At 72.0% G+C, this 13,821-nt stretch carries 13 protein-coding genes and 1 tRNA gene; 6 read left to right on the top strand and 8 right to left on the bottom strand.

Annotation, left to right across the window (positions count from 1 at the left end; translation table 11 throughout):
* Nucleotides 1-56: 56 nt before the first annotated feature.
* From IPL89_05755 to IPL89_05745, 3 genes are all read left to right on the top strand, one after another.
* Nucleotides 57-1,328, top strand: coding sequence for a YihY/virulence factor BrkB family protein (locus IPL89_05755; protein MBK9062686.1), 1,272 nt, complete (start codon nucleotides 57-59; stop codon nucleotides 1,326-1,328).
* Nucleotides 1,325-1,831: a hypothetical protein gene (locus tag IPL89_05750; GenBank protein ID MBK9062685.1), complete on the top strand. Its 507-nt coding sequence runs from the start codon at nucleotides 1,325-1,327 to the stop codon at nucleotides 1,829-1,831. The genes IPL89_05755 and IPL89_05750 overlap by 4 nt, the downstream gene beginning before the upstream one ends.
* Before the next feature lie 67 nt (nucleotides 1,832-1,898).
* Nucleotides 1,899-1,974: transfer RNA gene (locus tag IPL89_05745), tRNA-Ala, on the top strand.
* Between the two features lie 34 nt (nucleotides 1,975-2,008).
* Here the strand turns inward: IPL89_05745 and IPL89_05740 are convergent.
* Nucleotides 2,009-4,525 (bottom strand): protein kinase, encoded by a 2,517-nt coding sequence (locus IPL89_05740; protein MBK9062684.1) that lies wholly within the window; start codon nucleotides 4,523-4,525, stop codon nucleotides 2,009-2,011.
* Nucleotides 4,526-4,653: 128 nt separating this feature from the next.
* Between IPL89_05740 and IPL89_05735 the strand changes: the two genes are divergently transcribed.
* Nucleotides 4,654-5,316 (top strand): hypothetical protein, encoded by a 663-nt coding sequence (locus IPL89_05735; protein ID MBK9062683.1) that lies wholly within the window; start codon nucleotides 4,654-4,656, stop codon nucleotides 5,314-5,316.
* A gap of 10 nt (nucleotides 5,317-5,326) precedes the next feature.
* Here IPL89_05735 and IPL89_05730 read toward each other — a convergent pair whose 3' ends face one another.
* From IPL89_05730 to IPL89_05720, 3 genes are read right to left on the bottom strand one after another with little or no spacing between them, the layout of a single operon-like run.
* Entirely contained in the window at nucleotides 5,327-7,363 is a 2,037-nt protein-coding gene (locus tag IPL89_05730; GenBank protein ID MBK9062682.1) for a M13 family metallopeptidase, read from the bottom strand.
* A gap of 39 nt (nucleotides 7,364-7,402) precedes the next feature.
* Nucleotides 7,403-8,536, bottom strand: a complete 1,134-nt coding sequence (locus tag IPL89_05725) for an MFS transporter (protein ID MBK9062681.1) — start codon at nucleotides 8,534-8,536, stop codon at nucleotides 7,403-7,405.
* A gap of 59 nt (nucleotides 8,537-8,595) precedes the next feature.
* Nucleotides 8,596-9,048: a GNAT family N-acetyltransferase gene (locus tag IPL89_05720; protein MBK9062680.1), complete on the bottom strand. Its 453-nt coding sequence runs from the start codon at nucleotides 9,046-9,048 to the stop codon at nucleotides 8,596-8,598.
* Nucleotides 9,049-9,074: 26 nt separating this feature from the next.
* On the opposite strand from IPL89_05720, the gene IPL89_05715 reads away from it, so the two are divergent.
* Nucleotides 9,075-9,761, top strand: a complete 687-nt coding sequence (locus tag IPL89_05715) for a histidine phosphatase family protein (protein MBK9062679.1) — start codon at nucleotides 9,075-9,077, stop codon at nucleotides 9,759-9,761.
* A 68-nt stretch (nucleotides 9,762-9,829) separates the two neighbouring features.
* Nucleotides 9,830-10,336, top strand: a complete 507-nt coding sequence (locus tag IPL89_05710) for a hypothetical protein (protein MBK9062678.1) — start codon at nucleotides 9,830-9,832, stop codon at nucleotides 10,334-10,336.
* Here IPL89_05710 and IPL89_05705 read toward each other — a convergent pair.
* From IPL89_05705 to IPL89_05690, 4 genes are read right to left on the bottom strand one after another with little or no spacing between them, the layout of a single operon-like run.
* Nucleotides 10,329-11,513 (bottom strand): alanyl-tRNA editing protein, encoded by a 1,185-nt coding sequence (locus IPL89_05705; protein MBK9062677.1) that lies wholly within the window; start codon nucleotides 11,511-11,513, stop codon nucleotides 10,329-10,331. The two genes, IPL89_05710 and IPL89_05705, sit on opposite strands and share 8 nt — an antisense overlap.
* Before the next feature lie 2 nt (nucleotides 11,514-11,515).
* Complete coding sequence (locus tag IPL89_05700) at nucleotides 11,516-12,130, bottom strand: hypothetical protein (GenBank protein ID MBK9062676.1); 615 nt, start codon at nucleotides 12,128-12,130, stop codon at nucleotides 11,516-11,518.
* Between the two features lies 1 nt (nucleotide 12,131).
* On the bottom strand, nucleotides 12,132-12,905 hold the full coding sequence (locus tag IPL89_05695; protein ID MBK9062675.1) for a hypothetical protein: 774 nt from the start codon (nucleotides 12,903-12,905) through the stop codon (nucleotides 12,132-12,134).
* A gap of 17 nt (nucleotides 12,906-12,922) precedes the next feature.
* Nucleotides 12,923-13,810, bottom strand: a complete 888-nt coding sequence (locus IPL89_05690; protein ID MBK9062674.1) for an SgcJ/EcaC family oxidoreductase — start codon at nucleotides 13,808-13,810, stop codon at nucleotides 12,923-12,925.
* Nucleotides 13,811-13,821: the final 11 nt, after the last annotated feature.

Raw genomic sequence — 13,821 nt, 5'->3', positions numbered from 1 at the left:
GAGGCGGAATCTTGTCACAGCCCGCGCGCGGGCGGAAGGTTACGATGGGAGACGCAATGCACCCGACGACGGCGCGGCTCCGGCTCGCCCGGACCCCGTGGCAGAACCTGGCCGAAACCCTGCGGGTGGTCGGCCGAGGCACGGCACGTCGCTTCTGGGACGCCCGCGGATTCGACCTCGCCTCGAGCCTCGCGTACTCGTCGCTGCTGAGCCTCGTCCCCCTCATCGCGTCCGTCACGGTCCTCACGTCGACGCTCTTCGGCCTCTCGGGCGTCGGCCTCTATCGGATCCTCCGCCTTGCCCTCCCGGGCGCCGGGCGCGAAGTCGTCGCGGACATCCAGACGATCGTGCGCTATGCGTCGGTGTCGGGGACCGCGACGATCTTCTTCCTCGTCACGTCGCTCCGGACCTATTTCCTGGTGGAGGGCGCCGCGCAGGCCCTGTGGGGCACGACCGTGACGCCGCGGCCGCCGCTCCGGCGGCTCGGCACCGCGCTGTCCGTGATGATCCTCGGGCCGATCGCGATCGGCGTCCTCACGTCGCTCGTCCTCGAGAGCGGGGCGAGCCTTTCCGGCATCCGGCCTCTCGGCGCGATCCTGACGCTCGTCCTTCTCGTCTACCTCTACCGGACGCTCCCGGGCGCCGTCGTCCGATGGGGTCCCGCGCTCGCCGGCGCGACGTTCGCGGCGGCGACGATCACGGGGCTCCGCGTCGCGATCGCGCGCGGCGTCGCGCAGCTCGCGGGCGGCGGCGCCGTTTACGGCCCGCTCACGGCCGCCATCGTCTTCGTCGTCGCGGTGGGCTTCGTGTTCGTCCTCTTCCTGCTCGGGATCTCGCTCGCCCACGCGATCCAGTTCCGCGCGGAGTTCCTCGACCACGACGCCCTCGCGGAGCGCACCGAGGAGGGCGGCCGCCTGTACGAATCCGTGCGGCTCCTCCTCGTCCTGACGGTCGCCTGGCGGAACGACCGGGCGACGCGCACGCTCACGGCGCTCGCGCACGAGCTCGCGCGGCCGGAGGCCGACGTCGTGCCCCTCGTGCGCGACCTGCGCCAGGCCGGCCTCGTGGCGGCCGGCGAGGGCGGCGTCTTCTCGCTCACGCGGGCCCCGGAGACGATCTCGCTCTACGCGGTCGCGCGCGCGATCGGCGAGTCGGCCGCGCGCGCCGTCCCGAAGGGGACCGACGCCGTCGCCACGAGCCTGCACCGCATCTTCGGGAAGGCCGCGCGCGAGGAACGGGCCGTCCTGCAGGGGACGAGCCTCCACGACCTCCTCACGGCCGGCGCCCAGGAGCAGAATCGGACCGTGAAGGCGATCGTGGCGCCGTGAAGGCCGCCCTCAAGTTCCTCGCGTTCTGCGTCGTCGCCGTCGTCGTCATGGCGATGGTCGGGGCCGGCCTGCCCCAGAAGCACGTCCTGACGCGCCGCAAGTCGTTCGCGGCGCCGCCGGAACGGGTCTGGTCCGCGCTCCTCTCGATCCGCCAGCTGCCGGTCGATCGCTCGGACCTGCGCGCCGTGGACCAGGGAGTGGCGACGGCGCCGCCCACGGCGATCGAGGTCGTCGGGTCGCCCGTCTCGATCACGTTCGATACATTCCGGCCTCCCCGCAAGCTCGTCGTCAGGACGACCGAGCCGGACGTCGCCTACGGCGGGACGTGGACGTTCGAGCTCGAGCTCGAGACCGCGCAGATCACGAAACTCACGGTGACCGAGGAGGCGGAGGTGCGCGGGAGGCTCGTGCGGTTCGCCGTGCGGACGTTCGGCCTCGACGACGCGATCATCGAGGGCGTGTTCCGCGCGGTCAAGCGCAAGCTCGTCGAGACTCCGAGCTGAGGCCTTCGGGGGCCGCGTTTGACGGCCTCACCGCTTCCCGCTAATCTCCGCGTCCTCTCCGACGGGTGGGGCTGTAGCTCAGTTGGGAGAGCGCCTGAATCGCACTCAGGAGGTCGTCAGTTCGATCCTGATCAGCTCCACCACTTCATCGACCCTTCGCCGGTGAGGCGCGGAAGGTCACGTCCATCCGCCGCCGAGATATAGATCGCTGATCGCCCGATGCCAGCCGTAGCCGTAGTGCTGGCCGTTCGGCGTCACCACCATCCCCGACAGGTTCAGGCTCATGATCCCGGTCGGATCCGTGGGCCCGATCTCCTTCCAGGCGACGCGCCGGCCGGTGGATAGATCGAGACGAAACACCGTCCCCGCGGCCGCCGGGTTCTCGGAGATCAGGATGCCGTCCTCGATCCAGCGGAGCGGCCAGTCTCGGTCCGTCACCCCAGGCACTCGTCGCGGGGGCCCAGGCGTCAGCGGATAGAGCTCCAGCGCGCGATCCGTCGCGACCGCTACCGCCGTCCCATCCGGCGACACCTGCCACCCCGTCGCGCCGACCGCCACGTCCCCGGGCGTGATGGCGTCGACCGCTGTCCCGTCGATGTCGATCACGAACAGCCGGGGGCCGCCCGCCGCCGGCTGCGCGCGCACGACAACGCGCCGGCTGTCAGGCAGAAAGCGCGCCGTGAGCAGCGTCAGGCCCGATCGCTCGAGCCGCCTGGCCTGTCCCGCTCCGGTCGGAACCAGATCGAGGTGCGGCGATCCCGTCCGCGCGATCGCCCATCGGCCATCCGGCGACAGTGCCTGCGCGTGACCATCGCCGAGGCGCACCGGCGCCGAGCCGTTGGTGCCGCGCAAGTAGGTGCTTCCCCGGGGCCCGCCGCCAACACCAGTCTCCGAGAAGAGAATCGATCGGCCGTCCATGGAGATGTCGGCCAGGACCGGCGCGTCGAGCCAGGACAGATCGCGTTCGGTCGCCGCGCCGGGCGCGAAGACGGAGATGCCGCTGCGATCGTCCGTGCGCGCGATCAGGACGCGGCCGTCGGGCGCCACGTCGTGCAGGCTGACATTGCCTGGCAGGCGTGCGAGGACGCGCACGGGCCCGTCGAGGGGCATCGCGTAGAGCGTGTTGCGGAAAAGCGGCAGCTCGTCGGCTGCCGTGAAGAGGACCTCACGTCCGTTCCCGCTCCACGCCAGTCCGAAAACGTTGACATACGGCCGCGACGTGGCCTTCCGCCTGCCGGAGCGGTCGACGATGGTGACCGTGCCGTTCAAGTCGCGGGCTGCCGCGAGCTCGAAGGCGGCCACGAAATCGCCGCCCGGGGACACGCGGACGAAGCTGAACCCGCCATTCGGCGTGGACGACTCGGCTACGACGGTGCCCATCGGGAATTCGAGCTGGTCGCGAGCGCCCGCTCGCCGGACGATCGCGAGGTCGCGGCCGTCGGGGGACCAATCCGCGAACTTCACGTCCTCGAGCATTTCCCGGGGGGCGCCTCCCGAGAGCGGCACGCGCGCGAGCGTGCCGTAGGTCATGGTGCCCCTCAAGTGCGTGCCGAGGGACAGCGCCAGCTCTCCGGACGCGGAGATCGCCAGGGGCATCGCGGGGGGCAGATTGAGCGGAGCCGATTCCGGACTCTCGGGTCTGACCGTGTAGATGCGACATACGTCGCCGTCCCAAAGAGCACCGCAAAGGACCGTCTTGAAGTCGGGCGCGAAACGAGCCGTGCGAATCAACCCGCGCCTGAACGTGAGCCGCTGGTATGACGGCGGGGCCCCACCGCGCCCGCGGCCTGCCGCCGCCGAGCCGCCCACGAACCCGACGCCCAGCATCCCCAGTGCCGCTCCGCCGAAGAGGACCCCTCTTCGTGACACGCCCGGCGCGGCCGGGTGGACGGGAACAGCCGCGACGGGCAGGAGCGCGTCCTCGAGGGCCGGTCGCGCGTCGCCGATGTCGCGCAGGCGACGCCTGAGATTCTCGTCAAGGCAGCGCTCGAGCAAATGGCGCAGCGCAGGTGGCACGTCATCCGGCAAGCTGGTCCAGTCCACGTCGGAGCGGAGAATGGCCGCGATCGTGTCGGAGCTCGTCTCACGGGAGAAGGCCTTTCGGCCCGCCAGCATCTCGAACAACACGCATCCGAAGGCCCAGATGTCCGTGCGCCGATCGACGGCTTGGCCGCGCGCCTGCTCGGGGCTCATGTAGGGCACGGTCCCGACGACGAGTCCCTCTCGCGTCGCCTTCAGCTCTGTCGAGGCGCCCGAGTCATCACCGAAAAAGTCGCGAGCAGCGACAGCCTTCGCCAAGCCAAAGTCCAGCACTTTGACGAGGCCGTCGGGCGTGATCTTGATGTTCGCTGGCTTGAGATCGCGGTGGACGATTCCCTTCTCGTGTGCGGCGTCGAGCGCGTCGGCGATCTGCCGGGCGATGGCGATCGCCTCGGGGAGCGCGACCGGGCCGCGCCTCACGCGCTCGGACAGGTCATCACCAGGCACCAGCTCCATCACGATCGCCTGCACCGGGCCGTTTTTCTCGACGCCGTAGATCGCGGCGATGTTGGGGTGGCTCAGCGACGCGAGCGCCCTTGCCTCGCGCTCGAAACGCGCGAGGCGCTCAGGATCGCTCCCGAACTGGTCCGGCAGCACCTTGATCGCGACCTCGCGCCCGAGCGTCAGGTCGCGGGCTCTGTAGACGTCGCCCATGCCACCGGCGCCCAGCGGCCCGACGATCTCGTACGACCCGAGCCTGGCCCCGGTCAAGAGCGACATGTTGGAGGGCGATTATAGGTGCGCGGGATAGAGTCGGCCGGATGGTTCGTGAGCCTTCGCGTGTGCCGAGTTTCGTTCTCGTCGCGAGTCTCCTTCTCACAGCCGGCGCCGCGCGCGGCCAGAACCTCGTTTCCGACCCGCACTTCGCCTCCGGGATCTCCGCGTGGTCCCTTCGGCTCTCCCCCGGGATCACGGCCACCCTCGTGCGCGATCCCGGGCCGGGCGCCGACGGGTCCCCGGGCTTCGCGGCGCTCGCGGGAGCCACATTCAATCCCGTCACCCTCTTCGCGCGCACGTGCGTTCCCGTTCAGCCGGGTGTCGTCTATTCGTTCGGCGGCGCCGTGCGGTTCCGAACGGCTCAGCAATCCCAGGCGTTCTTCACGCTGAACTTCTATCCCGACGCGGCCTGCGGCACGACGATCCTCTCGCCGCCGCCTCCCCCCAGCAGCGCGGCGGCGTCCGGCGGGACGCCGGGCGCGTGGGCGTCCTGCGCGGGAACCGGAGCGGCGGCGCCGCCCGGCGCGGCGAGCGCGGCGCTCGAGCTCAACCTCAGCGGAGTCTCTACGGGCGGCACGCCCTCCGTGGACTTCGACGACGTCTACGCCGGACGCGCCGGCACGGTGGAGCCGCCCGCAGCGGTCCCGTCCCTGTCGCACGCGGGCGTTCTTGCGCTCGGACTCGCGCTCTCTCTTGCGGGCGCCCTCGCGGCCCGTCCGGCGCGCTGAGACGCCGGCCTCACCAGACCTTGACGCGCTCCTTCGGCGCGAGGTGGAGCTTCTGCCCCGGCTTCACGTCGAACGCGGCGTACCAGGCGTCGAGGTTGCGCACGGTGTCGGCGCGGTACTCGGCCGGCGCGTGGCTGTCGACCACGATGCGCTGCCTGAGCGCCGGTTCGCGGAACTTCGTCCGCCAGCTCTGGGCAAACGCGAGGAAGAACTGCTGGTCGCCCGGCACGCCGCGCCACGCGGGCGCTTCCTTGCCGCCTTGCGAGATCCGGTAGGCGTCGTACGCCGCCGCGAGGCCCGCGACGTCCGCGATGTTCTCGCTGATCGTGAGCTTGCCGTTGACGGCGAGGTCCGGGAAGGGCCGGTACTCGTTGTACTGCCGGATCAGGGCCTGCGCCGACGCGGTGAAGTGCTCGAAGTCTTCCTTCGTCCACCAGTTCCTGAGCCGCCCCTCGGCGTCGAAGAGCGCGCCCTGGTCGTCGAAGCTGTGGCTGATCTCGTGCCCGATCACGGAGCCCGCCGCGCCGTAGTCCATGACGGCGGGCCGCTTCGGGTCGAAGTACGGAGGCTGGAGCATCGCGGCCGGGAAGTTCAGCGCGTTCATCGCCGGCAGGTTCACGGCGTTCACGAGCTGCGGGTTCATGACCCACTCGCCGCGGTCGACCGGCTTGCCCAGCCGCGCGAGGCTCCGCCGGGTCCGGAAGAGCGACGCCCGGCGCGCGTTGCCGAGCGCGTCGCCCTTCACGACCTCGAGGCCGGAGTAATCGGTCCACTTGTCCGGGTAGCCGACGCCGACCTTCAGCGCCGCGAGCTTCGCTTTCGCCTTAGCTTTCGTCTCCGGCGCCATCCAGTCGAGCCGGTCGATCCGGATGGCGAACGCCGCGATCTCGTTCCTCACCATCTCCTCGGCGCGGGCCTTCTCAGACGGCGGAAAGTACTTGGTGACGTAGAGCCGCCCGACGGCCTCGCCGAGCGCGGCGTCCGTGACGGACACGCCGCGCTTCCAGCGGTCGCGGAGCTTCGGGGCGCCCGTGAGCGTCGTGCCGTAGAACGCGAACTGCTCGTCGACGAACGCCTTCGGGAGGAACGTCGCGGCGCGCGAGAGGGCCCGCAGCGCGAGGTACTCCTTCCACGTTTCGAGCGGCTCGGACGCCACGAGCGCCGCGATGCCCCGGACGGCGTCCGGCTGCCAGACGACGAACGAGGCCTGAGCGCCGAGCCCCGCGGCGCCGAAATAGGCGTCCCAGTCGAGGCCCGGGGCCTTCGCCGCGAAGTCCGCGCGCGACCAGTGGTTGTTGCCCTTGAGGACGTCCTCGGAGTCCTCGCGGCTCGCGTGGGCCGCCGCGATCTTCGTCTCGAGGCCGAAGATCCTCGCCGCCTTCGCCGCGGCGTCCGAAACTCCGGCGAGCGCGAGCATCCTTCCGATGTGGGCCTGGTACTTCGTCCGGATGTCCGCCATGCGCGGCGCCGGATCGAGGTAGTAGTCGCGGTCCGGCATCCCGAGGCCCCCCTGAAAGAGAAACGGCGAGTACTTCGAGGGCTGGTCGAGATCCTGCGCGACCCACAGGCCGAAGAGGTTCGGCGTGTAGAAATTCGTGTTGTTCAGGGCGTCGACGTCGGCACGGAGCGTTCCACCGAGGGTGTGGGCGAGCGCGGCCTTGTCCGCGAGGGCGGCAACGCCGTCGAACTCGGGCTTCAGCGGAGCGAGCCCCTTCGCCTCGATCGCGGCCTCGTCCATGAACGTCGCGAAGGTGTCGCCGACCTTGCGCTCGTCGGACGCGGCTGGGGCGGAGGACGACGACGCCTTCTCGATCAGCTCGCGCGTGCGCTTCGACGTCAGCTCGTCGAGCATGCCGGAGGCGCCCCACGCCGCGCGGTCGGCCGGGATCTCGGTCTCCCTCAGCCACGTCCCGTTCGCGTAACGGAAGAAGTCGTCGCCGGGCGCGACGGAGCGGTCCATGCCGCCGAGGTCGATGCCCGGCACGGCCACGGCGGCGAGAAGGGCGAGGGACGCGAGCGCGGCGGCGAAGACCCTGGCGACTCTCATGGCCCGGACGATAGGAAGTTCTCCCCGGAGCCGCAAGCGTTATGGGACGGACGCCCGCGGCCCGACCCCGAGCCACAGGAGCCCGCCGACGACGGAGAGAGCCGCCGCGACGTGGAGCGCGTTCTCCCAGCCGATCGACGCAGCCAGGATGGGCGTCAGCGCGGGCGAGACGAGCCCGCCGAGGTTGCTCCCCATGTTCATGACGCCGCCGGCCGTGCCGCTGCGGTCGCCTGCGGCGTCCATCATCGCGGCCCAGAACGGGCCCTCGACGGAGAGGACGAGCGCGGTCGCGAGCGCGAGGCAGACGGCCGCGACACGCGCGTCCGGCGTGCGCGCGCCGTACGAGAGGAACGCGGCCCCGCCGATGAGGCCCGCCATCGGGACGAGGCGCCTGCCCCAGGCCGGCCCGAGCCTCTTCACGAGAGCGTCCGAGACCGCGCCACCCAGCGGGATCGAGACGATCGAGAGGAGCCACGGCAGGCTCGCGTAGAGCGCGCCCCTCAGAAGGTCGAACTTCCGGACGTCCACGAGGTACAGGTAGAACCAGAAGACGAAGATGTAGCCGACGTAGCCCTGCAGCGTGTAGCTCGCCGTCAGGAGCGCGAACGAGCGCGTCGCGAGGCTCCTGTCCGTGGCCGGCGCTACCGCTTCCGCGCCTCCGCCGCCCGCGACCACGGGCGGCATCCCCTTCACCGCGAGCCAGACGCACGCGACGGCGAGGGCCGGAACCACCGACACGACGAGAGCCGCGCGCCAGCCGAACCGGACCATGACGGCCGTGACGAGCGGCGGCGCGATCGCCGAGCCGAGGCCGATCGCGGCGATCACGAAACCGTTCGCGCGGCCCCGCGCCGCGACAGGCACGTGCCGGGAGACGGCCTCGGCCGCCGCCGGGAAGGTGGGCGCCTCGCCGATTCCGAGGAGGAAACGCGCGCCGAGGAGGACCGGCAGCGCCGCGGCCGCGGGCGCAACGACCATGAGCGCCGTCGCGAAGACCCACGTGAGCGCGGCGATCCCGAGGACCCGCCGGGCGCCGAAGCGGTCCGCGAGCATTCCGGCCGGCACCTGGCAGAGCGCGTACCCGAGGAGGAAGGCGCTGAAGACGCGCCCCATCTGGATCTGGTCGAGCGCCAGCTCCTTCATCATGAGCGCGCCCGCGACCGACACGTTCACGCGCGCGAGGTAGCTCGCCGTCGCGGTCGCCGCGAGGAGGACGACGAGCGCCGCGCGGCTCAGGCGAGCCTCTTGACCATCAGGTGCTCGGCGAACCCGTCCGCGACGTAGTCCGGCAGCGCGCCGACGAAGCGGTAGCCGCTCCGCTCGTAGAGGGCGCGCGCCCTCGGATTGAAGTCCGACACGCACAGGAACATCCAGCGCGCGCCCGGGAACCGAGCCTCTCCCGCCGCGAGGAGCGCCGAACCCACGCCGAGGCCGCGCGCCTCGGGAGCGACCGCGATCGACGCGAGGTACGGAGAACCCGCGACCCCGCGCGGGTGGAAACGCGCGAAGCCGAGCGGAGCGCCGTCCCCGCGCGCGACGAGCGTGACGTACGCGGGGTCGAGCGCGGCGGCGCGGCATGCGTCCTCGCCGCGGCCGAGCGTGATCCAGGGCTCGCTCGAAGCCATGAGACGGCCCGCCCACAGGCGCTCCTCGTGCGTCGCGTCGCCGATCTCCGGGCCCGTCATGCCGCTCCGAGGATAATCCCGCGCGCATGACCTCCGTCGTCCTCGTTCGCCATGGCCAGGCGTCTTTCGGCGCCGCCGACTACGACGTCCTCTCGGAGACGGGGCGGCGGCAGGCCCGGGTCGCCGGCGAGGCGCTCCGCGGACGGGTCGGGGACGTGCACGCCGTCGTCACGGGCTCCATGCGCCGGCAGCGCGACACCGCCGCGGCGTGTCTCGAGGCGATGGGTCTCGCGCCGCCCTGGGTCGAGGACGCCGCGTGGAACGAGTTCGACCACGAGGAGGTCCTGCGCGTCTTCGAGCCGCGCTGGGGAGACCACGCGCAGCTCCACCGCGACCTCGAGGCTGCGGCGTTCGCCGGGGCCTTCGAGCGCGCCTTCCACGCCGCCGTCGCCCGCTGGACGGATGGCGCGCACGACGCGGAGTACCGCGAGACGTGGCCCGGCTTCCTCGCGCGCGTGGACGGCGCGCTCACGCGGCTGCCCCGCACGCCGGGCGGGTCGGTGCTCGTCTTCACGTCGGGCGGCCCGATCTCCGCCGCATGCCGCGCGCATCTCGGCGCGGCGGACGCCGCGGCCGTCTTCGCCCACGCGTTCCGCCTCGCGAACGCGAGCGTGACGACGCTCGAGATCGGGCCGGCCGGAAGCGTTCTGGCGGCGTTCAACGACCACGCCCACCTGACGCTGCGGGACGAGGCGCTCCTCACGTTTCGGTGAAAGGGCGCCCCCGCGGCGCTCCGATTCTCGTCTCCTGAGCGAAGATGCAGCAGCCGAAGGAGACCTCCGTGAGACGTTTCGCCGCCCTCGCCCTCCCGCTCCTCCTCCTCGCCTCCCGCCCCGCAGCCGCCGCGCAGCCGCTGCCCGACGGATTTCACGGGCTGAAGTGGCGCTCCGCCGTCGCGCCGGGGATGAAGCTCAAGAAGGACGTCTCCACCGGCGACAACGCCGCCTACACGCGCCCGAACGACTCGAAAAAACTGCACGGCGCCGTGCTCGAGAGCGTCACCTACGGCTACTACAAGGGCCAGCTCTGCTCCGCGACCGTCCAGACGGACCCGGGCCAGGGCGCCAAGCTCCTCAAGGCGCTCACGGCCGAGTGGGGTGAGCCGGAGAAAGCCGCCGCGAACGTTTTCGTCTGGAAGGACACGACCGAGACGATGGTGATCTTCCGCGGGACGGACCTCGAGGGCTCCGCGTCGAGCGCCGAGGTCTACATCGTCTGCAAGCCGCTCGTCGAGGAGGCGAACAAGGCCGAGCGCGAGCGCCGCGAGAAGATGCTCGGCCTCAAGTAGCCGCGAGCCGCGCCGCCGCGCGGTCCACGCCCTCGAGACCGGCCGCCTTCCCCTGGAAGACGCGCCCCGACCCGCCGCCCTTGCCGCCGAGGAGCGCGGCCACCTCACGGCCGAGCGCCTGAGCGTCGCCGAAGCCCTCCCCCGCTCCGAGCGCGAAGACGTGCTGCCCGCCCGCCGTCGCCGTGACGAGCGCGATCCGGGCCCCGGCCTTCTCCGCGAACCGCCGCGCGACTGCCTGGACGAACGCCATGTCGCGGCCCTCGAAGTGCACCCGCGCCACGCGCCCGTCCCGCGTGAGGAGCGCCTCCGCCGCGGCCGCGGCCAGGGATTCCTCGGCGCGGCGCAGCGCCTTCTGCGCCTCGGAAAGCTGCTCGAGCTTCGTCCTGGCGGCATCGACGAGCGCCTCGTCGGCCGCGCCGAGCGCGACCCGCAGAGCCGCGTTCCGGTCCTCGTGGCGTTTCAGCCGGCGCCGCGCGCGGCCGCCCGCGGCGAAGAAGACGCGCGTCCCGCCGCGCAGGGATTCGTTCGAAAGAAGAGCCACGACCTCGATCTCCGCGGTGTTCGAGAGGTGCGTCCCGCCGCACGTGTTCAGGTCGACGCCCGCGATCTCGACGAGGCGCACGTCGCCCGAGAAACCTTCGGGCAGCCCGCGCGTCCTCACGGGCAGCGCCCGGAACTCCTCGAGCGACACGCGCCGCGGAACGACCGGGCGCGCGGCCCGGATCTCCGCGGCGACGGCCTCCTCGAGCCGCGCGAGATCGGCGGCGGAGAGGGACGCCACGGCGAGCTCGACGTCGGACACCTCGGGCCCGAGGTGGAACGCGGTCGTCTCCCAGCGGAACCGGTCCTGCGCCACCGCCGAGAGAAGGTGCTGGCCCGTGTGCTGCTGCATGTGGTCGAAGCGGCGCTCCCAGTCGAGACGCAGGTCCGCGGGGCCCGGCGGGACCGGCGCGGCGAGCACGTGCCGGATCGCGCCGTCCTTCTTCTGGACGTCGAGGACGGCGACACCGTTCAGCGTGCCGCGGTCGGGCGGCTGGCCGCCGCCCTCGGGGTAGAGGATCGTGTCCTCGAGGACGGCGAAAGGCTTCCCCGCATCCACTCCGGCCTCGATGACCGTCGTCGCGAGCGACGTGCGGTACGGCTCGCGCTCGAAGGCCGGGAGGCGTTCCTCCCCCACTCTCAGCGTCTCCCGAGCTCCGCCGTCGCGGCTGCCGCGAGGCGGTCGAACGCCTCGCCCTGGAACGGCCCCTTCTGGAATCGGACGGCGCCGCGCGGCCGGAGGTCCGACGGAGGCGCCAGCGGCCAGAGCAGCCGGATGGGCAGGAACGCGTCGTCCAGCGGAGGCCCTCCTGCCTGTTGCTTGAGGAACGCGAGCGCGGAGGCGGCGTCGAGGAGCCTCGGCTCGACGTTCGCGACGAGGGTGGCGACCCAGCAGGCGACGGTGGGGCGTTGGAGCTCCGCCTCGACGACCGTGACGGTGCGTCCGCCGGCCTCGAGAAGGATCGAGTCGCCGCGGCGCGTGAACGTTACGCCCGGCGGGCCGCCCAGCCAGATCTGGTAAGACGTGGCGCCGCCGTCCTGCGAAGCGCGGCGCAGGAACAGCCGGTCGCCGCGCGCGCTTTCGAGGACGATGACGACGGCGGCGCCCGGGCTGGAGCCCCGCGTCGCGCGGGCGGCCGTGACCGCGAGCGAGCCTTCGTCCGCGACCCGGAAGAACGCGACGTCGTCGGCGCGCGCCGGCCCGCAGGTCGCGGCCGCGAAATGCAGAAAGAGGATGAGCGCGGCGCGTCTCATGTCAGAAGACCGGCACGCCGGGGAGCATCTCGGGAGCGTTCGTGACGGACCGCCAGGCGCCGTCGGCGGGGCTGAGAGGAGGTCCTCCCGACACGCGGAAGCTCAGCGCCTTGGCCGAACGCGCGAAGTTCCGGCCGGGGAAGAAGACGTCGAGCATGTCGGACGGTACGCCTGGCAGTCCCTGCGTCGTCCCCGCGTAGAGGATTGGCACCGTGGCCGCCACGAGGTCCCGCTGGCGTTCCGAGACCGCGGCCTCGACGACCTGCGCGACGCCCAGTCGCACCGTCCGCGCCGCGAGGTCCGCCGACGCGAGCGGCAGGTCCGCGTTGCCCGCGCGGACGAGGACGTCGAGCGACGCGCACGCCCCGCCCGTTCCCGCCGCGCGGCCGAACGTCTCGAGCGCGCTCCCCTCGAGGCCGATGCGCGTGCGCGGCGTCCAGGCCGTCGGGTCGGAGGCGGCCGGCAGGCGCGTCACGCGCTCGAAGATCAGCCTCTCGCCCGACGCGTGCTCGACCAGGAGCATCTCGCGCTGGGGCCAGGAGTCCCAGGCGATGTCGCGGCGCCCCGGGTCGAGGGAAAGGCGCACGTACCGGATGCGGGCGACCGGCTCGAGGCCTCCCGCGGCCGCCATCGCGTCGAGCGACACGTCGACGACGATGTAGCCCTTCGCCGGCACGTCGTCGAAGAATCCCGCGCCGGACGCGGGACCGGCGGCGAGGAGGCCGCACGCGAGGGCCGCCGCGGCGCGGAGACCCGACCTCGGCAAATTGGCCATGGCCCGATCCTAAGTCCTCAGCGTCCGCGGATCGAGCGCTCTTCCGGCACCGGCGGGAGCTCGAGCTTCGTCTTCACGTCCACCTCGTACGAGGCTGCGACGCGCCAGAGGCCCGCCTCCTTGAGGAAGACCTGCAGGAGCCGCATCCGGAGTGTCTGGTCGGCGTCGGCCTTGAAGCCGGGAGGCAGCTTCTTCCAGCCGGTGAGCTCCGCATCGGCCTCGACGAGCGCGACGTCCGGCTTGAGGACGCGGACCTTGCGGACCTTGAGCGCAATCCGCGTCCCGCGCCACGCCGACAGGACCTCGGCGATCCGCTTGTCCACTTCCGAGCGTCCGCGCGCGACTCCGCCAAACGCGTCGGCATACGTCGCGTCGTCTCGGAACAGCGCCGCAAGCGCCTTCGCGTCCGCGCCGTTCCACGCCGCTTCCTCGTCGTCCACGGCCTTGCGGAGCGCCGGTTCTTCCGCCGCCGGGTCGAACACGGGGCCGACGGCCGGAGCCGAGGCCGCGCCGGGAGCCGCGTCGTCAGGCGGCGCGGCTGGCGCGCCCAACGCGCCCGACGCGCCCTTCGGCGGCTCGTACACCGACGACAGGATCTTGCCGTCGCCCGCGTCCACGGAGACTTCGGTCACGCCGCCCTTGTTCGAGAAGCGGAGGAGGAACGTCCAGGCGAGACAGCCGTCCAGGACGTCGACGTCGCCCGAGACGATCGAGTTCACCTTGTCCGGGGCGACCGACGCGATCGCCTTCGCCTCGGCCTCCTTGACGCTTACCTTCGTGAGACGCCGGAGCTCGGCCTCCGACGCGCCGCGCGGCGCCTTGATCGAGCACTCCGGCTTCTGGGCGAGCGCGGGGACGCAAAGAACGAGGAGGACGGCGAGGGCGGAGAGCGGGACGCGACACATGTGGCGATTAT

The organism is Acidobacteriota bacterium (assembly GCA_016716715.1).
Classification (GTDB): domain Bacteria; phylum Acidobacteriota; class Thermoanaerobaculia; order UBA5066; family UBA5066; genus Fen-183.
Note: the sequence above shows the minus strand (reverse complement) of the source record. Positions and strands in the feature narration are given on the sequence as shown.